Genomic DNA, 19,180 nt, shown 5'->3' on the forward strand with positions numbered 1-19,180 from the left:
GGCCCCTAACCCCTGTGCCGCAGGTCCAGCACGTCGGGGGGCGGCGCGGGCTTGCGGGTCAGGGGCACGCGCTTCAGCCAGAGTTTCAGCGCCTCCCAATGGATGGCGGCCACGACCTTCAGCGTCAGCAGGGGCATGGACAGGGCGGCGGCGATCAGGGCGCGGTCGGACATCGGCCGACGCGCGCCGCTCATGCTGGTGGCGATCAGCAGGCCCTCGCTGTCCGAGCCGTTGATGACCAGGGCCAGGGTGTCGCCCGGCGTCTGACCCTGGAAGTCATAGGTCATGTCCATGGCCATGAAGGGCGAGACATACAGGCGCTTGTCGGTCCGTTGCCGGAACCGGCCGGCCTGGGCGTCGGCCGCCAGGACGGGCAGGACATAGGACCGCCGCTCGCCGAAGGTGCTGGTGACCTCATAGACCATGGCGGCCAGCCGCCCGTCTTCGTGATGGCAGTAATAGAGGCTGATCGGGTTGAAGACGAAGCCGAAGACGCGCGGCATGGTCAGAAGACGGATCGCGCCCTGGCCGACGTCCACCCCGACCTCGGCCAGCCGCGTCTCGATCTGGGCCCGCAGCGGACGGTCCGAGCCGTCGCCGTGGTCCCGGTCGTGGAAGGACAGCAGGTTGAACCGGTTGCGTGAAAAGGTCTTCAGCCGGCCGTGCAGGGCGTCGATCTCGGCCAGGTCCAGCATCAGCCAGAAGACGCGGTAGTTCAGCCGGTGCGGCGTCGGCCGCAGACGGGCGTGAAACACCTTGCCGACATAGAGGGCCGAGCCTGTCACGCCGCCGGTTCCATCTGGACCGAGGGTGAGGACAGATGGATGCGGCCGCTCTCGTTCTCGACGGTCCAGGGACGACGCACCCCGCCCAGTTGTTCGGCCACCGCCAGACCGGACTGAAGCCCGTCCTCATGGAAGCCGGCCCCGAAATGGGCGCCGCAGAACCAGACGCCGCCCTGGCCCTGCAGGCTCCACAGCGACTTCTGCGCCTTGATGGCGGCGGGGTCGAAGATCGGGTGCTCGTACACTTCGCTGCGCAACAGGGTTCCGGCGGCCGGCGGGCGCGGCGGGTTCAGGGTGACGAACAGGTCCTGGCCCGGCAGGCCCTGGAGCCTGTTCATCCAGTAGGTGACGCACAGGCCGCCGTCCGCGCCGATATAGTTCCACGAGGCCCAGGCCCGCCGGCGCCGGGGCATCAGGCCCGCGTCGGTGTGCAGGATGGTCAGGTTGCGGCTGTAGCGGAAGGCGCCCAGCAGTTCACGTTCCCGCGCCGTGGGGTCTGCCAGCATGGCCAGGGCCTGGTCGGCGTGGGCGCCGATGACGACATGGTCGAACCGCTCCCGGGCGCCGGTGGTGTCGTGGACCACGACGCCGCCGTCGACGCGCTGGACCTGGTCCACGCCGCGCCGGAGCCGGACTGCGTCGCCCTTTCGCCCGGCCCCGACCTGACGGGCCAGTTCCTCGACATAGGCCCGGCTGCAGCCGACGACGGTGCGCCACAGGGGCCGGCCGACCAGTTTCAGCAGGCCGTGGTTGCCGCAGAAGCGCAGGAAGGATTCCGCCGGATAATCCATCAGCGTATGGGCCGGCGACGACCAGATGGCGGCGGCCATCGGCAGCAGATGGTCGTCGCGGAAGGCCTCGCTGAAGCCCTCGCGCTTCAGATACTGGCCCAGGGTCACGTCGCTGTCGCCCAGGGCGGCCATGCCGCCGGGGGCCGAGCGATAGAAGCGCAGGATCTCCTTCAGCATCGACCAGAAGCGCGGGCGGAACAGGTTGCGGCGCTGGGCGAACAGGGCGGGCGCGGCGTATTCGAACCGGCCCTGATCCAGGGACACGGCGAAGGACATGTCGGTGGCCCGCGTCTCAAGCCCCAGATGGGCGAACAATGCGATCAGGTTCGGATAGGTGGCGTCGTTGAAGACGATGAAGCCGGTGTCCACCGCCGTCTCTCCGGTCGGGGCGCGGACGTCCACGGTGTTGGAATGGCCCCCCAGGCGGTCGTCGCGCTCGTAGATCGTCACGTCGTGGCGCTTCGACAGCAGCCAGGCGCTGGACAGGGCGGCGATCCCCGAGCCCACCACCGCGATCCGCAGGCGCGGACCGGTCTCGCTGGAAGGGGACGACAAGGACATAGAGACTCCGAAGGCGGGCTACAGGTGGCGAAGATACGCGGCGAGCGCGCGGCCGGATCACGAAATGATCCAGACTTTCGTCGGAACCGTACTAGGTTCCATGGATGGACAGGTTTCAACGCTTCAGCGGATTCGGCCACCCGTGACGGCTATGGGCGGCGAGCATGACCGGCTGATCGAGGCGGTGGCGTTACGGCGGGACCGCGAGGCTTTCGCGCGCCTGTTTGAACATTTCGCGCCGCGTCTGAAGGCCTATCTGATGAAGGCCGGCGCGCCTGCGGGCGCGGCCGAGGACTTCGCCCAGGACGCCATGCTGACCGTCTGGCGCAAGGCCGAGCTGTTCGACAGCTCCAAGGCGCGGGCCGCGACCTGGATCTTCACCATCGCCCGCAACCGGCGCCTGGACGTGCTGCGCCAGGACGCCCGGCGCACCCCGATGCCCGAGATCGAACTGTTGCAGGAGGAGCCGGAACGGCCGGACCAGCTCGTGCTGATGGCCGAGGATGCCGCACGCCTGAAGACGGCCATGGCGCGGCTGACGGCGGATCAGATCGAGGTCCTTCGCCTGGCCTTCTTCCAGGACAATCCCCATTCCGAAATCGCCCGGCGGCTGGACCTGCCGCTGGGCACAGTGAAATCCCGAATACGCAAGGCCATGATCAAACTGCGCACCCTGTTGGACGACGCCGGAGGCGAGGCATGACCGGCGGTCACAACCCCTCCGAAGAACGGCTCCTGGCCTATGCGGCCGGCACCCTCAGCCCGCCCGAGGCCGTGGTGGTCGCCGCCCATCTGGCGATGCGGCCGCAGAACGACGCCTGGGTCCGCACGCTCCAGTCGGTGGGCGGCGAGTTGCTGAACGATCTGGAGCCCGAGCCGATGCCGGACGACGCCCTGGCGCGCGTCCTGGCGCGGGCCGAGGCCGACGCCGGACAGGTTCTGGCCTCCACGCCGTTGAACGACATGGTCGGCCTGCCTGAGCCCCTGCGCCGGTACGCGCTGGGACCGTGGCGATGGCTGGGACCAGGCATGCGCGCCCGCGACGTCCATGCGCCGCGCGACGGCGATTGCCGCGTCATCCTGCTGGAGATCGGTCCGGGCCGCGAGACGCCGCGCCACACCCACGGCGGGATCGAACTGACCTGCGTCATCCACGGCGCCTACGCCACCGAAACCGCCCGGTTCGACGTCGGCGACTTCGAGGAGGCGGACGGCGAGGTGCTGCACCAGCCGCGCGTGGTCTCGCCCGATCCCTGCCTGTGCGTGGTGGCGCTGGACGGGCAGATCGAACTGGACGGCTGGCTGGGCCGGCTGATGCAGCCGTTCATCAAGCTATAGGCGAGACCGCACCGAGACCGACCATGTGAAGGTCCGGATAGGGGCCCGGAAGGCCACGGCGAACGCCGCACCCCAAACGCCCTTCGCATGGACGGGGGAGGGCGCCCCACCTCCTGGCGGCTCCCCCTAGGACTTCCTCAACCGCTTGGCGTTGGCGACGGCGGTCTTGTGGATGGGCGTGAGGGCGTCGGTCTGGGCTTGGGTCAGTTCGGCGTTCAGGGTCAGGGCCTGGCCGGCGGCGCGGCTCCACCAGCCCAGGGCGTAGCGGAACTGGGCCTGGGCGGCTTCGGCCGGGGTCCGGGCGCCGGCGATTTCAGTCGCCGCCTGCAGGGCGCGTGCGCCTTCGTCCAGGGCGGCCTGGCCCAGGCGTTTGCCGACGGTCCCGGCGCTGGCGGCGAGCGCGGCGGCGGAGGCGGACAGGGCCTCGGTCTTTTCCGAGCTCATCAGCGACAGTTCGACCCTGTCCTGGCCGGCCGGATCGGTCAGGCCGTGGACCATCAGGGTGGTGCGCGCCGCGATGACCTCGGCCGAGGCGGACAGCATTTCGGCGCCCAGAACAGCCGGTGTTGGAACGCCGGTGGCGCAGGTCTTGCGGGTCAGGACGCGTCTCCGGGCCGGGCCTCGGCGGCGAAGGCCGCGACGTCGGACAGCAGAGCGGGCACGGCCAGGTCGATGATGCGGCGGCCCTTTTCGGGGCTGGCCTGGGCCGGGTCGGAGCCGATGCGGCCGTCGGGGAAGCGGGCGCGATAGTCGAGGGCGTCGCGGATCGGGCCGCTGGGCGCGATCTTGGGGGCGTATTCCGCCGTCTTGATCCGGTCGGGATAGGCGGCCTGGGTCACGGCGATCTCGGACGGGGTGGCGTGCATGCCGTGGCCGGTGGGGAAGATCGAGTTGCACAGGCCCTGGACGCCCGGCAGGTCCCACCAGTTCTTCAGCTTCAGGATGAAGGGCGGCGCCTCCTCCATGAAGCTCCACTCGGCGTAGATTTCCGAGAAGGTCGCCTCGATGGTGGCGACGTTTCCGCCGTGGCCGTTGAGGAAATAGATTCGCTCGAACCCGTGGCGGCTGAGCGACGAGACCCAGTCGGTGATGGCGGCCATGAAGGTGGAGGGGCGTAAGGAGATGGTGCCGGCGAAGGCCAGGTGATGTTGGGCCATGCCGATGTTGAAGGTGGGGGCGACCATCAGGGCGGCGTCCGAACGCTCGGCCTCGTGGGCGATGATCTCGGGGCACAGCCAGTCGGTGCCCAACAGGCCCGTCGGCCCGTGCTGCTCGTTGGAGCCGATCGGCACGACGACCGTCTTCGACAGGGGCCGGCCCGACGCGATCTGGGCGTCGATCTCGGGCCAGGACGACAGGTGGATCAGCATGGGCGAACTCCTCTACGCGGCGGGTCTCACCTAGCGCGATCCTGGCCAGGCGCATAGGAGGTCGGCGCATAGGCCGCGACGAAGACCCGTGCGGCCTCGCGGGCGCGGCGGAGGCGGTGGTCGGCGTCGATCTGGGGCACGTTCAGCATGGCCCGCAGATGGCCGTGGCCCAGGACCAGGCCCGAGAACATCTCGGCGGCCTCGTCGGGGTCGGGCACGGCCAGCCGGCCCGCGCGGGTCTGGTCCGCCAGCCAGGCCGACAGCAGCTTGAGGCTGCGCAGGGGGCCCGCCTCATAGACGGCCTGGGCGATCTCGGGGGCGTCGGCGGACATCAGAACCACGCCCCGCATCGAGCCGACCTTGTCCGGGTGGCAGATGCGCTCCAGCAGGCTCAGGGCCAAGGCCTCCAGCACCGCGGCAGGGTCGCCGGGCGCCTTCAGCGGCGCCGCCACCGCGTCGGACCTCTGGCTGGCCATGGCCCGGGCGATCTCCAGCTTGGAGGCGAAGCGGTTGTAGACCGTCTGTTTGGAAACGCCGGCGACGCGGGCGATTTCGTCCATCGACACCGCCAGACCCTTGTCCGCGAACAGGGTCGCGGCGGCGTCGAGGATGGCCTCGCTCTTCTTCTCGTCGACCTGGCCCCGGCGGCGGGCCATCAGTGGGCGTCCGAAGGCGGGGCGCCCGGTTGGGCCTTGACCGGCTGGGCCAGCAGGGTGACGAAGGCGGCGCCTGCGCACATGATGCCCAGCAGGGCGAAGGCGTCGCCGAAGGCCATGGTCGTGGCCTGTTTCTGCAGAATCCCATAGACGGCCTTCATCGCCGAGGCGGCGGGGTCGATGGTGCCGGTGAAGCGCTGGGCCATGCCGGCCATCATATTACGCATGGCCTGGTCGCCCTGGGCGATGCCGCTGGTCAGTTCGCCGATATGGACGGCGGTGTTGGTGGTCAGGCCGGTGTTCAGGATCGCCAGGCCGAAGGCCCCGCCGACGTTGCGCGACAGGTTCACCAGACCCGAGGCGTTCTTGACCATGTGCGGCGGCAGGGTGGCCATCGTCACCTGCTGCGAGGCGATCATCGCCAGCATGACGCCGACGCCCCGGAAGGCCTGGACCGAGGCGAACTGCCAGAAGCCCCATTCGTCCGTGACCAGCCGCGCCTCCCACATGCCCCAGGCGCACATCATGAAGCCGCCGAACATCAGGATGCGGGCGTCCATCTTGCGCACCAGTCGCCCGGCGAAGGGGGCGGTGGCGAACATGGCCAGGCCGGAAACCACCATGGTGGTGCCCACCTCGGCCGACGAATAATCACGCACCCGGCCCAGGAACAGCGGCAGCAGGAAGGTGCCGCCGAACAGGGCGAATCCCACCGTGAAGGTCATGATGAAGCCGACCAGGAAGTTGCGGTTGGTGAAGGCGCGCAACTCGACGATCGGCTGGCGATAGGTCAGAGAGCGCCAGACGAAGACCGGCCCCGCCACGGCCGCGACCACCGCCAGCAGCAGGATGGAGGTGTCGTCGAACCAGTCGTTCCTGGCGCCCTCCTCCAGCACATACTGCATGCTCATCAGGAAGACGGCCATGAAGCCCAGGCCCCACCAGTCGAAGCCGTTGGCCAGGGACGGGTCGCCCTTGTCGAAGTTTCCGTAGCGGCCGACCAGGAAGAGGACCAGCAGGCCCGGCGCCACATTGATGAAGAAGAGCCAGCGCCAGCTGAGCCATTCGGTCAGGTGTCCGCCCAGGGTCGGGCCGACGGTCGGGGCCAGGGTGACGATCAGGCCCATGACCACGCTGGCCGTGACCCGCTTGTCCGGCGGAAAGGCGGTGAAGGCCACGGCGAAGACGGTCGGGATCATGGCCCCGCCGACGAAGCCCTGGATGGCCCGGAACAGGATCATCATGTCGATGGAGGTCGACAGGCCCGTGGCGATGCTCATCAGGACGAAGCCGGCGCACGAGGCCAGGAACAGCCGCTGGGTGCCCCATAGCCGCGACAGGAAGCCGGACAGGGGGATCATCACCACCTCGGGGATCAGATAGGCGGTCTGGATCCAGCTGATCTCGTCCGCCGAGGCGCCGACGCCGGCCTGGATCTGGGGCAGGGAGGCGGCGACGATCTGGATGTCCAGAATGGCCATGAACTGGCCCACCACCATGCCGGCGAAGCCGAGCAGCAGCATGGTCCAGTTGATCTCGGGATGGCCGGCGACGGGGCTCTGCGGCGTGACCCCGCCCCCAGCCGCAGCCGGGTTGGCGGTGGTCACGGGCGAGGCGTCCCGATGGAGGCCTCGGCGAAGCTCTGGCCGCCCTGGCTTTTCAGATCGACCTTGACGTCCACCGACAGGCCGGGACGCAGGGCCAGGCTGCGGTCGGCGCCGCTGACGACGATCCGCACGGGGACCCGCTGGGTGATCTTGGTGAAGTTGCCGGTGGCGTTCTCGACCGGGATCAGGGCGAATTCGGAGCCGGTGGCGGGGGCGAAACTGTCGATCCGGCCCTCGATCTTGCGGCCGGGGAAGGCGTCGGCGGAAATCTCGACCGTCTGGCCCAGTCGCATCCGGTCCAACTGGGTCTCCTTGAAGTTGGCGACGATATAGGTCTGGGTCAGGGGCACGATGGACAGCAGCTGGGTCCCGGCGTTGACGTATTGGCCGGGCCGGACGCTGCGGGCGCCGACGACGCCGGCGATGGGGGCGCGGATGACGGTGCGTTCCAGGGCGATGCGGGCGGTTTCGACCACGGCGCGGGCCTGTTCGACGGCGGCGACGCTCTGTTCGCGCGTTGAGCCCAGCACCCCGGCGGTGCGCTGTTCGGCGACCAGGGCGGCCTGGGCCTGTTGCACGCTGGCGTCGGCGGTGGCGGCGCCGGCGCGTTCGGTCTGGATCCGTTGCTGCGAGACCCAGCCCTGCTGGGCCAGCTTGCCGTAGCGGTCGACCTCGGCGCGGGCGAGGCCCGCCTGGGCGCGGGCCTGGGTCACGGCGGCGGCGCGGGCGGCGATGGCGGCCTTCTCCTGCTCGGCCTGTGCGTCGACATTGCCGACGGCGGCGATGGCGGCCTGGAGATTGGCCTCGGCGCGGGCCAGTTCGGCGCGTTGATTGGCGTCGTCCAGTCGGACCAGGATCTGACCGGCCTCGACCCGCTGGTTGTCGCCGACCAGGACCTCGGTCACCCGGCTCGCCAGCTGGGGGCTGATCAGGGTGGTGTCGGCCTGGACGAAGGCGTTGTCGGTGCTTTCCCACCTCTGGCCGTTGATCCACCAGACGATCCCGCCCGCGACCAGGGCGAGGCCGACGAGAATGGCGGCGAACAGGGGCAGGCGTTTCTTCAGTTCAGGCGACATGGGACATCCGGGGGGAGGGTGCGGCGTTTTGAAGCGGGGCTAAAATGGACGTCGCCGTCCAAAAATCAATGTCCAATCGCGAAGAGGCCGATCAAAGCCTCTTTTCGTGTATGTCCTCGGCCCATGAGCGACCGCGCCCGAGCCTCCAATCCGCTGCCGTCCCAGGTCGATGTCGTCGTGATCGGCGCGGGCGCGGCCGGGATCGCCGCCGCACGCCGGCTGATGCGGCCCGGCCTGTCGGTTCTGGTGCTGGAAGCCCGCGACCGGATGGGCGGGCGCGCCTGGACGGCGCGGGTCGAGGGCGAGGGGCTGGACATGGGCTGCGGCTGGCTGCACTCGGCCGACGACAATGTCCTGGCCGGGCGGGTCGAGGCCGAGGGGCTGACGCTGGACCAGACGCCGCCTCCGTGGCGGACCCAGGCCTTCGACCACGAGATCACGCGGGCCGATCTGGCCGAGTTCGGCGAGGCCTTCGCCGCCTTCGACCAGCGTGTGACGGAAGCGGCAGGGCGGGGCGAAGACCGGCCCGCGTCCGACTTCTTCGACCCGGACTGTCGCTGGAACGCCCGGATGGACGCCATTTCGGGCGCCCTGAACGGGGCGCGGTTCGCCGAGGTGTCCAGCCTGGATTACGACGCCTATGGCGACACCGGGGTGAACTGGCGGGTGCGCGAAGGTTATGGCCGGCTGATCGCCCGTCTGGGCGAGGCGGTGTCCGACGTCGTGGTGCGCGACTGCGCCGTGCGCCGGATCGACCGGTCCGGCCCCCTGCTGCGGCTGGAGACCAGCAGGGGCGAGCTGACGGCGCGGGTGGTGATCCTGACGGTTCCCAACAGTCTGATCGCCACCGAGGCGGTGCGGATCGATCCGCCCGTTCCGGCCTGGCTGGAGGCGACGGCGGGCGTGCCTCTGGGGCTGGCGTCCAAGGTGCATATGACGGTGCGGGGCGCGGGCGATTTCCAGCCTGACACCCAGTTGTGGACCCGGATCGATACGGCCGAGACCTGCGGCTATCACCTGCGGCCGTTCGGGCGGCCCATGATCGAGGCCTATTTCGGCGCCGACCTGGCCTGGGGGCTGGAGGCGCAAGGCCCCGCCGCCCTGGTCGATTTCGCCGTGTCCGAACTGGTGGCGGCCCTGGGGTCGAACCTGCGGCGGCGGTTGGAGGCCGTGGCCGTGTCGAACTGGGGCGTCGATCCCTGGTCGCGCGGCGCCTATTCCCACGCCCTGCCGGGCCATGCGGGGGATCGGGCGAAGTTGCGGACGGCGGTCGAGGATCGGATCTTCCTGGCGGGCGAAGCCACGGCCCCGGTCTATTACGGCACGGCCCACGGCGCCTGGATGGAGGGCGAACGGGCGGCGGATGCGGCCCTGACCAGCCTGGGTCTTGACCCGCGTCGCGACGACGGCGACAGCGAGGCATGACGCCGCCCAAGGCCCGAAAACCTGTCGCCAAGTCCAAGATCCCCGGTCCGAAACGCCCGGCGGTCATGACCGGCGCGTCCGTTCCGGTGCTGCGCTGGCCGCCGGACGAGGACCGGGTCGAGGCCATTTTCGAGCGTCTGTCCGGCGTCATGCCCGAGCCGAAGACCGAGCTGAACTTCTCCAACCCCTTCACCCTGGTGGTCGCCGTGGCCCTGTCGGCCCAGGCGACGGACGTGTCGGTCAACAAGGCGACCGAGCGGCTGTTCCGGGTGGCGGACACGCCGCAGAAGATGCTGGCCCTGGGGGAGGAGGGGCTGATCCCCTACATCGCCTCCATCGGCCTGTATCGCGGCAAGGCCCGCAATGTGATCGCCCTGTCCCGCCTGGTGCTGGAGCAACACGGCGGCGAGGTTCCGCTGAACCGGGCCGATCTCCAGGCCCTGCCGGGCGTGGGGCGAAAGACGGCGTCGGTGGTGCTGAACGAACTGGGGATCGAGGCCGCCATCGCGGTGGACACCCATGTCTTCCGCGTCTCGCACCGGCTGGGCCTGGCCAATGCGGGCACGCCGGACAAGGTGGAGGCCCAGCTGTTCAAGGTCGTGCCGGAGCAGTGGCTGCCCAAGGCGCACCACTGGCTGATCCTGCACGGACGCTACACCTGCACGGCGCGGAAACCGAAATGCCTGTCTTGCGTCATCGCCGACCTGTGCCCGTCGCGGGCGGGGCTGATGGCGCTGGGCGAGGCGGGCTAGGACGGTTTCGCGGCCAGGCCTGGATGGACGGCCAGACGCGCCGCCAGTTTGTCCAGCACGCGCTGGGCTGTTTCCAGATCCGCCTGTGGAATATCCCCGAATATGCGGTCGCGCATTTCGGAGGCGTGGACGTCCAACTCCAGCAAGGCTTCGCGTCCGGCCGGCTCGATCATGATCAGACGCACCCGGCCGTCTCCGATCATGCGGCGCCGGCTGACGAAGCCCAGTCTCTCGAGCTTGTCGAGTTGCCGGGTCAGGCTGGGGCCGGAGATCTCCAGACGGCTCGCCAGCTCCGTCTGGGTCAGGCCTCTGGGAGATTCCTCCAGGAAGTAGAGCAGACTGGTCCGCGCCGCCTCCTGGCCGCAGGCCTGTCGGGCTTCGGCGGCTACGGTCTGGAAACGCCGGGCCGCCAAGGCGACGGAGAAAGCGATTTTCAGTTGCAAAACTTGGCGGGGCGATAGTGCTGTAGAAAGCAACTGTAACAATGGCAGGTCCTTGGATTGCGATATTCAGGGTTGAATGATCGCCTATCGTGATTTGCCGCGCTTATTCCAAATACGAGTGGATGCACTATTTGGATGCTTGTCTAGGCTAAATACATGGGCGCCGCGTCGTAACGAATTGATGTCACGCTTCAGGACATCAACTGCTCGCGTAGAACGTCCGTCATGAAATCCTTCTTCCAGCCCCGCCCCTCCCCCGATGCGGCGGAGACCGCTGAGCTGCGCAGCATGATGGCGGCGGTTCAGCGGTCGCAGGCCGTGATCGAGTTCGAGCTGGACGGCACCATCATCACGGCCAATCCGAACTTCCTCGCGGTGATCGGCTATGAGCTGGCCGAGGTTAAGGGCCGCCATCACCGCATGCTGATGGACCCTGCCGAGGCCGCCTCGCCCGCCTACACGGACTTCTGGCGTCGGCTGAACGCGGGCGAGTTCATCGCAGACAAGTTCATCCGCTACGGCAAGGGCGGCGCCCGTGCAGTGATCGAGGCCAGTTACAACCCGATCTTCGGCGCCGACGGAAAACCCTACAAGGTCGTCAAGTTCGCGACCGACGTCACGGCTGCGGAGGTCGAGCGCGAGCGCCGCGCCGAGGCTGATCGCGTGGCGGCCGAAGTTCAGGCTTCCGTCGTCCAGGCCACGGGGCGCGGCCTGTCGGCCATGGCGGCCGGCGACCTGTCGTATCGGATCGGCGAGGCCTTCCCCGGCGACTACGCCATTCTGCGCGAGGACTTCAACCGCGCCATGGCGGCCCTGGATGAGGCGGTCGCCGTCATCCGCGGCAACGCGGGGTCCATGCAGTCGGGCGCCAATGAAATCAGCAGCGCAGCCGAGGATCTGTCGCGTCGCACCGAACGTCAGGCCGCCGGTCTGGAGCAGACCGCCGCCGCCCTGGACGAGATCACCGCCACCGTCCGCAAGGCGGCTGAGAACGCTCAGGCTGCGGATGTGGTCGTGGGTCAGACCCGCACCCAGGCCGAGACAGGCGGCGCCGTCGTCCAGCGCGCCATCACCGCCATGGGCGAGATCGAGAAATCCTCCGATCAGATCGGCCAGATCATCGGCGTCATCGATGAAATCGCCTTCCAGACCAACCTTCTGGCCCTGAACGCCGGGGTCGAGGCGGCGCGCGCGGGCGAAGCCGGTCGCGGCTTTGCCGTGGTGGCGTCCGAAGTTCGGGCCCTGGCCCAGCGGTCGGCGGACTCGGCGCGGGAGATCAAGACCCTGATCTCGACCAGCAGCACCCAGGTCAAGAGCGGGGTCGTGCTGGTCCGCGAATCCGGCGAGGCCCTGTCGGCCATCGCCGTGCGCATCAACGACATCACCCATCTGATGGGCGAGATCCGCGCCTCGACCCAGGAACAGGCGTTGGCCCTGGCCGAGGTCAATACGGCCGTGAACGAGATGGACCAGGTCACCCAGCAAAACGCCGCGATGGTCGAGGAATCGACCGCCGCCAGCCTGAGCCTGAGCCGCGAGGCGTCGGACTTGACGCAACTGGTCGGACGGTTCCAGGTCAGCGAAGGCGGCGCCGACCGCGCCCCGGCCCCGATTCGTGACGCCCACGCCCGGATCGCGGCCTTTGCGGCCGATCGGGCGCCGGCCCGCTCGCGTCAGGCGGGCTTCTAGCCGCCCAGCCGTTCGCCGACGGCGCTGGCGAACCCCGCGCCGTCGGCCGGATCATGGTCCAGATAGAAGTCGGGCTCGATCAGTTCCGCCTCCATCAGCACCCAGCGCCCGGCGTCGTCGCGCGCCAGATCGATGCGGGCGTAGAGCAGCGGTTCGTCGATGGCGGCCAGCACCTGTTCGGCCAGGGCCATGGCCGCCGCGTCGGGCGTCACGGCCGTGTAAAGGCCGCCGAACTGCATCTGGATGCGGAAGTCGCCGGGAACCGGCCGCTTGTTGACCGCATGACTGAACCGGCCGCCGAAGAAGAGCAGCGAGGTCTCGCCCTCGGTCTCGATGGATTTCAGATAGGGCTGGATCATCGCCGGGCCTTCCGGCGCATCGGTCAAAGCCTGGCCGGGCGTGAGACGCAGGGTGCGGAAGGCGCCGGCCGAAACCGTCGGCTTGACGATCAGCACCGGGGCTCCGGTTTCCGCAAAGGCCGCATCCACCTGGTCCTGAGTGATCGCCTCGCTCCACCGCGTCGGCGGAATGGGCACGCCCTTGTCGGCCAGTCGCGCCAGATAGGTCTTGTCCGAGTTCCAGCCCAGCACCGAGGCCGGATTGGCGACCGGCAGGCCCGCTTCGGTCCAGGTCGCGCAGGCCTTCAACCAGCGGGCATGGTCGCGGTGATACCCCCAGGCGATGACCGGCAGGATCAGGTCATAGGCGGCCAGACCCGAGGCCTCCTCGATGTGATCGGTCCAGGGCGTGGCCGTAACCGTCGCGCCGGTCCCTTCCAGCGTCGCCGTCAGCCGTGTCAGCACCTCGGGCCAGCGGCCGATGTAGGATGTGTCGGTCGGATCGGGGGTCAGGACGGCGATCTGGATCATGACGCCTCCGTATCGCAACCCGCCGACGCATATAAGGGCTTCCTTATATGTTTTCGGGTGACGTGCGGGCCTTCAACCGCTAAGGCGCGACCATGACCCAGAACACCGCCCAATATGACGTCTGCGCTGTCGGCAACGCCATCGTCGACGTGCTCAGCCCCTGTGACGCCGCCTTCCTGACGGCCCAGGACCTGGCCCCCAACTCGATGCAGCTGGTCGACGCCGAACGCAGCGCCGCCCTGTATGACGCCATGGCGCCGGGGGTCGAGGCCTCGGGCGGATCGGCCGGCAACACCGTGGCGGGCGTCGGCTCGTTCGGCGGCCGGGCGGCCTATATCGGCAAGGTGGCCGATGATGTCCTGGGCGAGGTGTTCAGCCACGACATCCGCGCCGCCGGCGTCCATTTCGACACCCCGGTCCTGAGCGGCGGAGCGGACAACGGCTTCGGCACCGGCCGTTGCCTGATCAACGTCCTGTCCGACGGCGCGCGGACCATGGCCACCTTCCTGGGCGCCGCCAACCAGCTGTACGCCGACGACATCGACGAGGCCCTGATCGGCGCCAGCCAGATCGTCTATCTGGAAGGCTATCTGTTCGACCCGGCCCCGGCCCGCGCGGCCTTCGAACGCGCCGCCGCCGCCGCGCACAAGGCCGGTCGCAAGGTCGCCATCACCCTGTCCGACACCTTCGTCGTCGCCCGCTGGCGCGCCGAACTGCTGAGCTTCATCGAACAGTCGGCCGACATCGTCCTGGCCAACGAAGCCGAACTGGCCGCCCTGTTCGAAACCGAAGATTTTGACGCCGCCGCCGCGAAACTGGCCGCCATCGTAGAGATCGCCGCCGTGACGCGCGGCGAGCACGGCTCGGTGGTGATCGCCGGCGACGAGCGGGTGACGGTCGCCGCCTATCCGGTCGCCAAGGTGATCGACACCACGGGCGCCGGCGACCAGTACGCCGCCGGCTTCCTGCTGGGCGTCGCGCGCGGCCTGACGCTGGAAGAGGCCGGCAAGCTGGGCTCGCTGGCGGCGTCCGAAGTCATCGCCCACTGGGGTCCGCGGCCGATGGTGAAACTGGCCGACCTGGCCGGTGAAGCCGGGTTGAGGCTGTAAACGATTCTTCCTTCTCCCCTTGCGGGAGAAGGTGGCCGAGCGCAGCGAGGTCGGATGAGGGGTCGGCGGATGCACGACGACCCTGTCCGACCCAACATCTAACAACCCCTCATCCGGCCCTTCGGGCCACCTTCTCCCGCAAGGGGAGAAGGAAGCGGATTCAGCTCTTCCACCGCAGCGTCGTGGGCTGGATCGGGTTGACGAACGGCCGCCCCTCAGCCCGGCTCTTCGCCCATTCGCGCTTCAGCTGCTGGTACCATTTGGCCTGTTTGTCGGCGTCGTCGATCCAGATCAGGGCGGGGTCATAGCGCAGGCCTTCGTTCTGCAGGTTCACCATGCCGCCGTCCTGTTTCAGGAAGGCGACCACCCCCATCCGCAGGAAGGGCTTGGCCAGGTCGAAGACCCAGTGGTCCGACCAGAAGATCTGGGTGATCCGGGTCCTGGTCTCGCTGATCGGGGTCAGGCAGGTCAGGGCCAGGACCTGTTTCTCCCCGACCTGGATATGCTCCCAGCGATAGCCGGGCAGGCGGAAGGTGATCTCCGTCGCCGGGGCGCCGCCCAGGATCCTGTAGAGCCGGCTGTTGGACGAGGGGGCGTGGCGCACCATGGCCCAGCCGAAGTCGGCGGGGGCGAAGGCCTTGGCCTTTTCGTGCATCGAATGTTCGGACCGCCACCACCATTGCTGGTGGACATAGGGGCCGTGGGCCGGGTCCATCAGGCCGACGACGGCGTGGTCGATATGGCTGTCGAACTCCATGGCCTCGACCAGTTTCGGGCCGGAGCCGACCACGCCCGGGAAGACCGGGGGCTCGTGGTCCGGCTCCATGGGATTGCGGGCGTCGGACGCCATCCAGACGAAGACCATGCCCTGGCTCTCGCGCACCGGAAAGGCGCGCACCTTGATGCGGTTCGCCTCGAACGCCTGGTCCTCGACCAGGGACGGAATGGCGGCGCAGACCCCGTCGGGGCGGAAGCGCCAGCCGTGATAGGGGCATTCGATGGTCTCGCCCTCGCCGGGCTTTTCGACCAGTTTCCCGGCTGACAGGGGCGCGGCGCGGTGGGGGCAGATGTCGCGCATCGCATAGACGGCGCCCGCGCGTGTGCGGCCGATCAGGACGGGCTCGCCCATGATCTCGTAGCGTTTCAAGCCGGCCGGAGCGACGTCGCGGGACAGGGCGACGAAGTACCAGGCGTCGGCGACGAATCCCTTGCCGAAGGGCTGGGCGCCCGCCTTTGAGGGGGCGGCTTCAGCTTGAGGGGACTGGACGGGGGGAGCGTCTACAGGCTTCATGAGCGCCTTCTAACAGAGGGACGCGGGGTCTGTCCCTATGGAGCCTATAGAGAACTTTACATAACAAAGTGAAGGCGGCATAAGGGTCGCCTTGCAGGGGAGTTTCATCATGTTTCGCGCCTTAGGTTTCGCCGCCATGCTGTTCGCCGCCACCGCCGTCCAGGCTCAGGACGGGCACGGGGCCCATCCCGACAGGGGCCATGCGCACGGCCATCATCACGCGGATTTCACCTCCGACCGCATCCATGTCCGGGTGGACGGCGAAGCGGGCGGTCGCGACATCATCCTGATCCCCGGCCTCAGTTCCTCGCCCGAAGTCTGGCAGGGCACGGTCGATCATCTCGGCGCGGGGTGGAGAGTGCACCGGATCCATGTCCAGGGCTTTGCGGGGGCCCCGGTTGAGGGCAACGCCCAGACAGGCGCGACGCCGACCCCGGTGGCGGCCCCGGTCGCCGAGGAGATCGCCCGCTATATCGCCGAACAGGGACTGGAGAAGCCCGCCGTGGTCGGCCATTCGATGGGCGGGACCATCGGCCTGATGCTGGCCGCGCGTCATCCCGACAGCGTCGGCAAGCTGATGGTGGTGGACATGATCCCCTTCATGGGCGCGATGTTCGCGCCGCCTGGCGCTTCGAATGAGGCGATCACGACGATGGCCGATCAGGTCTACGCCGGCATGGCCAGTGTTTCCCGCGCAGAGTACGACCAGCGCGCGACAGTGTCGCTCACGGGCATGATCGCGACCGAAGGTTTGCGGGCCGGCCCTCTGGAAGACAGCCGCACGAGCGATCAGAAGGTCTCGGCCGCCGCCTTCCGCGAACTGATCGTGACAGATCTGAGGCCTGAATTGTCCCGTATCGTCGCCCCGACCGAGGTGATGTACGTCAAGTTCAACGATCCGCGCATGACGCCCGAGATTACCGATCAGATTTTCCGCAGCAGCTTCGCCAACCTGCCCGGCGTGACCCTGAAACGGATCGACGACAGCGCCCATTTCATCATGCTGGACCAGCCCCAGGCCTTCTACGGCGAACTGGACGCCTTTCTTTCGGCGAAATAGCCGCTCACGGTCGCGTGATATCGACGGGGCCGTTTCGGCGGCGGTTCATACGCGATACATGTCCGTAGAGCTTAATCCCGCTGAGCGCGGCATCTGAAGGAAAGTCATGGCGGGTCCAGGGTTCGGGGGCGGGCAGCAGGGCGGCGCAAAGCCGGCTCGCACGCGGCTGCAACAGGCGCTCTACTGGGGCGCGGTGCTGGCCGTCTGGGGACTGATCTTCCTGGTGGTCTTCTTCGCCGTGTTCGCGCGCGGCCTGCCCGACACGTCCAGCCTGTATAATGTCGATCGTCAGCCCTCGATCACCTATCTGGACCGCAACGGCGCCCTGATCGCCACCCGGGGCACCCAGATGGCGCCGCCTGCCGATCTGGACGCCCTGCCCGACTATGTGCCGGCGGCCTTTATCGCCATCGAGGACCGGCGCTTCTATCACCACCCCGGTTTCGACCCCATCGGCATGATGCGGGCGGCGGCGACCAATATGCGCGCCGGCCGGGTGGTGCAGGGCGGTTCGACCCTGACCCAGCAACTGGCCAAGAACCTGTTCCTGACGCCCGACCAGAACCTGCGCCGCAAGGTGCAGGAGCTGATGCTGGCGGTGTGGCTGGAGATGAAATTCTCCAAGAAGGAGATCCTGGCCCTGTATCTGAACCGGGTCTATTTCGGCGCCGGCGCCTATGGGATCGAGGCGGCGTCGCAACGCTATTTCGACAAGTCGGCCAAGGATCTGACGGTCGGCGAGGCCGCGCTTCTGGCCGGGCTGCTGAAGGCGCCCTCGCGCTATTCGCCCGTGTCCGAGAGCGAGCGGGCCGCCACCCGCGCCACCGTCGTGCTGAACGAGATGGAAGAGGCCGGGGTCATCACCGCCGCCCAGCGCGAGGAGGCCGTGACCCAGCCGATCATCGTGTCGCGCACCCTGGCGACCCAGCACGCCCAGTATTTCATCGACTGGCTGGACCAGTCGATCCGCGGCCTGGTCGGCGAACCGACCGAGGACATGGTGGTCGAGACCACCCTGGACCTGACGCTGCAGACGGCCGCCGAACGGTCGGTGCGCCGCATTCTGGACCGTGACGAGCGCAAGGGCGTCGAACAGGCGGCCCTGGTCGCCCTGGACGGCGACGGCCGGGTGCGGGCCATGATCGGCGGCGGCTCCTATGCCGACAGCCAGTTCAACCGCGCCGTCGAGGCGCGTCGCCAGGCGGGCTCGGCCTTCAAGCCCTTCGTCTATCTGGCGGCGGTCGAGGCCGGCTATACGCCCCAGACCCCGGTGGTCGATCAGCCGATCACCATCGGCAACTGGTCGCCCAAGAACTATTCCAACACCTTCAGCGGAAACATGACCCTGGCCCAGGCCGTGGCCCAGTCGACCAATACGGTGGCGGCCTATGTCGCCGACCAGATCGGACGCGACAGCGTGGCCCGCGCCGCGCGGCGCCTGGGCATCGAGAGCCGCATCGGTCTGGAGCCCGCCATGGCGCTCGGCGCCGTCGAGGTCTCGCCGCTGGAGATGGCCACCGCCTATGACGCCTTCGCCAACGGCGGTCGCCGGGTCGAGGCCTATGGCATCAGCCGCATCCGCACCCCCCAGGGCCGGGTCATCTATCAGCGGGCCAGCGGCCAGAGCGGCCAGGCGATCAACAATCCGTCGCTGTACTACATGAACCAGATGTTGCGCGGGGTCATGACCTCGGGCACCGGGCGCAGCGCGGCCATCGCCGGGCGCGATCTGGCGGGCAAGTCGGGCACGACCTCGGACTACAAGGACGCCTGGTTCGTCGGCTACACCGGCGGCTTCGTCACCGCCGTCTGGGTGGGCAAGGACGACAACACCGCCATGCGCGGCGTGACCGGCGGCTCGTCGCCCGCCGCCATCTGGAAGGGCTTCATGGAGGCGGCCCTGCCGCGCCTGAACGCGCCGCGCATCCCGGACGGCCCGCCCATGCCCGAGGGCTGGACCGCGCCGGATCCTGTCGGCGATCTGATGTCGGGTCTGGGCCAGGGCGGTCTGGACGAAGGTGGAGCCCCGGTCGAGCCGGTCGATCCGAGCCTGGGCGACCCCTATGTGGAAGAGCCGGCCCAGCAGCCGTCTCAACCGGCGTCGAGGCCGCCGGTCGTTCGCCCCACCTCGCCCCAGCCCGCCCCGCGCGACACGCCGGACCAACAGCTCGAAGGCCGTTTGCCGGCCGAGAAGCGAAGCGACCCGTTGTTCTTCTGATCCTCCCCCGTCGGGGGAGGGGGACCGCCGCGCTCTTCGCGCGGGGGTGGAGGGGGGCGACACAGGCCCGCCATTTGTGGAGGCGCCGCCTTAGCGGCGCTCTCTTGCCCCCTCCGTCTCGGCGCTACGCGCCGATCCAC

18 protein-coding genes are annotated in these 19,180 nt (G+C 68.7%); 8 read left to right on the forward strand and 10 right to left on the reverse strand.

The window, feature by feature from the left end; all coding sequences use genetic code 11:
* Nucleotides 1–5: 5 nt before the first annotated feature.
* Nucleotides 6–785: a DUF1365 domain-containing protein gene (locus tag ACP7CK_RS14175; protein WP_426026445.1), complete on the reverse strand. Its 780-nt coding sequence runs from the start codon at nt 783–785 to the stop codon at nt 6–8.
* Nucleotides 782–2,137 carry an NAD(P)/FAD-dependent oxidoreductase gene (locus ACP7CK_RS14180; protein WP_426026446.1) on the reverse strand — a complete coding sequence of 452 codons (1,356 nt, stop codon included), beginning with the start codon at nt 2,135–2,137 and terminating at the stop codon, nt 782–784. The genes ACP7CK_RS14175 and ACP7CK_RS14180 overlap by 4 nt, the downstream gene beginning before the upstream one ends.
* 151 nt (nt 2,138–2,288) lie before the next feature.
* On the opposite strand from ACP7CK_RS14180, the gene ACP7CK_RS14185 reads away from it, so the two are divergent.
* Entirely contained in the window at nt 2,289–2,840 is a 552-nt protein-coding gene (locus ACP7CK_RS14185; RefSeq protein WP_008261895.1) for a sigma-70 family RNA polymerase sigma factor, read from the forward strand.
* Nucleotides 2,837–3,475, forward strand: coding sequence for a ChrR family anti-sigma-E factor (locus ACP7CK_RS14190; RefSeq protein ID WP_008262026.1), 639 nt, complete (start codon nt 2,837–2,839; stop codon nt 3,473–3,475). The genes ACP7CK_RS14185 and ACP7CK_RS14190 overlap by 4 nt, the downstream gene beginning before the upstream one ends.
* Before the next feature lie 126 nt (nt 3,476–3,601).
* Here ACP7CK_RS14190 and ACP7CK_RS14195 read toward each other — a convergent pair whose 3' ends face one another.
* From ACP7CK_RS14195 to ACP7CK_RS14215, 5 genes are read right to left on the reverse strand one after another with little or no spacing between them, the layout of a single operon-like run.
* Entirely contained in the window at nt 3,602–4,018 is a 417-nt protein-coding gene (locus ACP7CK_RS14195) for a hypothetical protein (protein ID WP_008261317.1), read from the reverse strand.
* 53 nt (nt 4,019–4,071) lie between these two features.
* Nucleotides 4,072–4,845: a creatininase family protein gene (locus ACP7CK_RS14200; RefSeq protein WP_292148889.1), complete on the reverse strand. Its 774-nt coding sequence runs from the start codon at nt 4,843–4,845 to the stop codon at nt 4,072–4,074.
* A gap of 26 nt (nt 4,846–4,871) precedes the next feature.
* The gene (locus ACP7CK_RS14205; RefSeq protein WP_426026447.1) at nt 4,872–5,501 is read right to left on the reverse strand and encodes a TetR/AcrR family transcriptional regulator; all 630 of its coding nucleotides are present in this window, start codon (nt 5,499–5,501) and stop codon (nt 4,872–4,874) included.
* Complete coding sequence (locus ACP7CK_RS14210; protein ID WP_426026448.1) at nt 5,501–7,108, reverse strand: DHA2 family efflux MFS transporter permease subunit; 1,608 nt, start codon at nt 7,106–7,108, stop codon at nt 5,501–5,503. The genes ACP7CK_RS14205 and ACP7CK_RS14210 overlap by 1 nt, the downstream gene beginning before the upstream one ends.
* Nucleotides 7,105–8,184 carry an HlyD family secretion protein gene (locus ACP7CK_RS14215; RefSeq protein ID WP_154726137.1) on the reverse strand — a complete coding sequence of 360 codons (1,080 nt, stop codon included), beginning with the start codon at nt 8,182–8,184 and terminating at the stop codon, nt 7,105–7,107. Before ACP7CK_RS14215 ends, ACP7CK_RS14210 begins: the two co-directional genes overlap by 4 nt.
* Before the next feature lie 123 nt (nt 8,185–8,307).
* Here ACP7CK_RS14215 and ACP7CK_RS14220 point away from each other — a divergent pair, with 123 nt between their 5' ends.
* Nucleotides 8,308–9,609: a flavin monoamine oxidase family protein gene (locus ACP7CK_RS14220; protein ID WP_426026449.1), complete on the forward strand. Its 1,302-nt coding sequence runs from the start codon at nt 8,308–8,310 to the stop codon at nt 9,607–9,609.
* Nucleotides 9,606–10,361, forward strand: a complete 756-nt coding sequence (gene nth, locus ACP7CK_RS14225) for an endonuclease III (RefSeq protein WP_035307271.1) — start codon at nt 9,606–9,608, stop codon at nt 10,359–10,361. Before ACP7CK_RS14220 ends, nth begins: the two co-directional genes overlap by 4 nt.
* Here nth and ACP7CK_RS14230 read toward each other — a convergent pair.
* Nucleotides 10,358–10,804, reverse strand: coding sequence for a MarR family winged helix-turn-helix transcriptional regulator (locus tag ACP7CK_RS14230; RefSeq protein WP_426026450.1), 447 nt, complete (start codon nt 10,802–10,804; stop codon nt 10,358–10,360). The two genes, nth and ACP7CK_RS14230, sit on opposite strands and share 4 nt — an antisense overlap.
* 225 nt (nt 10,805–11,029) lie before the next feature.
* Between ACP7CK_RS14230 and ACP7CK_RS14235 the strand changes: the two genes are divergently transcribed.
* On the forward strand, nt 11,030–12,493 hold the full coding sequence (locus ACP7CK_RS14235; RefSeq protein WP_426026451.1) for a methyl-accepting chemotaxis protein: 1,464 nt from the start codon (nt 11,030–11,032) through the stop codon (nt 12,491–12,493).
* On the opposite strand, the gene ACP7CK_RS14240 is transcribed toward ACP7CK_RS14235, so the two are convergent.
* Nucleotides 12,490–13,362, reverse strand: a complete 873-nt coding sequence (locus ACP7CK_RS14240) for an ATP-grasp domain-containing protein (protein WP_426026452.1) — start codon at nt 13,360–13,362, stop codon at nt 12,490–12,492. The two genes, ACP7CK_RS14235 and ACP7CK_RS14240, sit on opposite strands and share 4 nt — an antisense overlap.
* 92 nt (nt 13,363–13,454) lie before the next feature.
* Here ACP7CK_RS14240 and ACP7CK_RS14245 point away from each other — a divergent pair, with 92 nt between their 5' ends.
* Nucleotides 13,455–14,471: an adenosine kinase gene (locus ACP7CK_RS14245; RefSeq protein ID WP_426026453.1), complete on the forward strand. Its 1,017-nt coding sequence runs from the start codon at nt 13,455–13,457 to the stop codon at nt 14,469–14,471.
* A gap of 160 nt (nt 14,472–14,631) precedes the next feature.
* Here the strand turns inward: ACP7CK_RS14245 and ACP7CK_RS14250 are convergent, their stop codons facing one another.
* Nucleotides 14,632–15,762 (reverse strand): aromatic ring-hydroxylating oxygenase subunit alpha, encoded by a 1,131-nt coding sequence (locus ACP7CK_RS14250; RefSeq protein ID WP_372705887.1) that lies wholly within the window; start codon nt 15,760–15,762, stop codon nt 14,632–14,634.
* 109 nt (nt 15,763–15,871) lie between these two features.
* On the opposite strand from ACP7CK_RS14250, the gene ACP7CK_RS14255 reads away from it, so the two are divergent.
* Both ACP7CK_RS14255 and ACP7CK_RS14260 read left to right on the forward strand, forming a co-directional pair.
* The gene (locus ACP7CK_RS14255) at nt 15,872–16,822 is read left to right on the forward strand and encodes an alpha/beta fold hydrolase (RefSeq protein ID WP_426026454.1); all 951 of its coding nucleotides are present in this window, start codon (nt 15,872–15,874) and stop codon (nt 16,820–16,822) included.
* Between the two features lie 106 nt (nt 16,823–16,928).
* Entirely contained in the window at nt 16,929–19,040 is a 2,112-nt protein-coding gene (locus ACP7CK_RS14260; RefSeq protein ID WP_426026455.1) for a PBP1A family penicillin-binding protein, read from the forward strand.
* The last annotated feature ends 140 nt before the right edge of the window (nt 19,041–19,180 follow it).

Origin of the sequence: Brevundimonas sp. TSRC1-1 (assembly GCF_049898245.1) — a bacterium.
GTDB lineage: Bacteria > Pseudomonadota > Alphaproteobacteria > Caulobacterales > Caulobacteraceae > Brevundimonas > Brevundimonas mediterranea_A.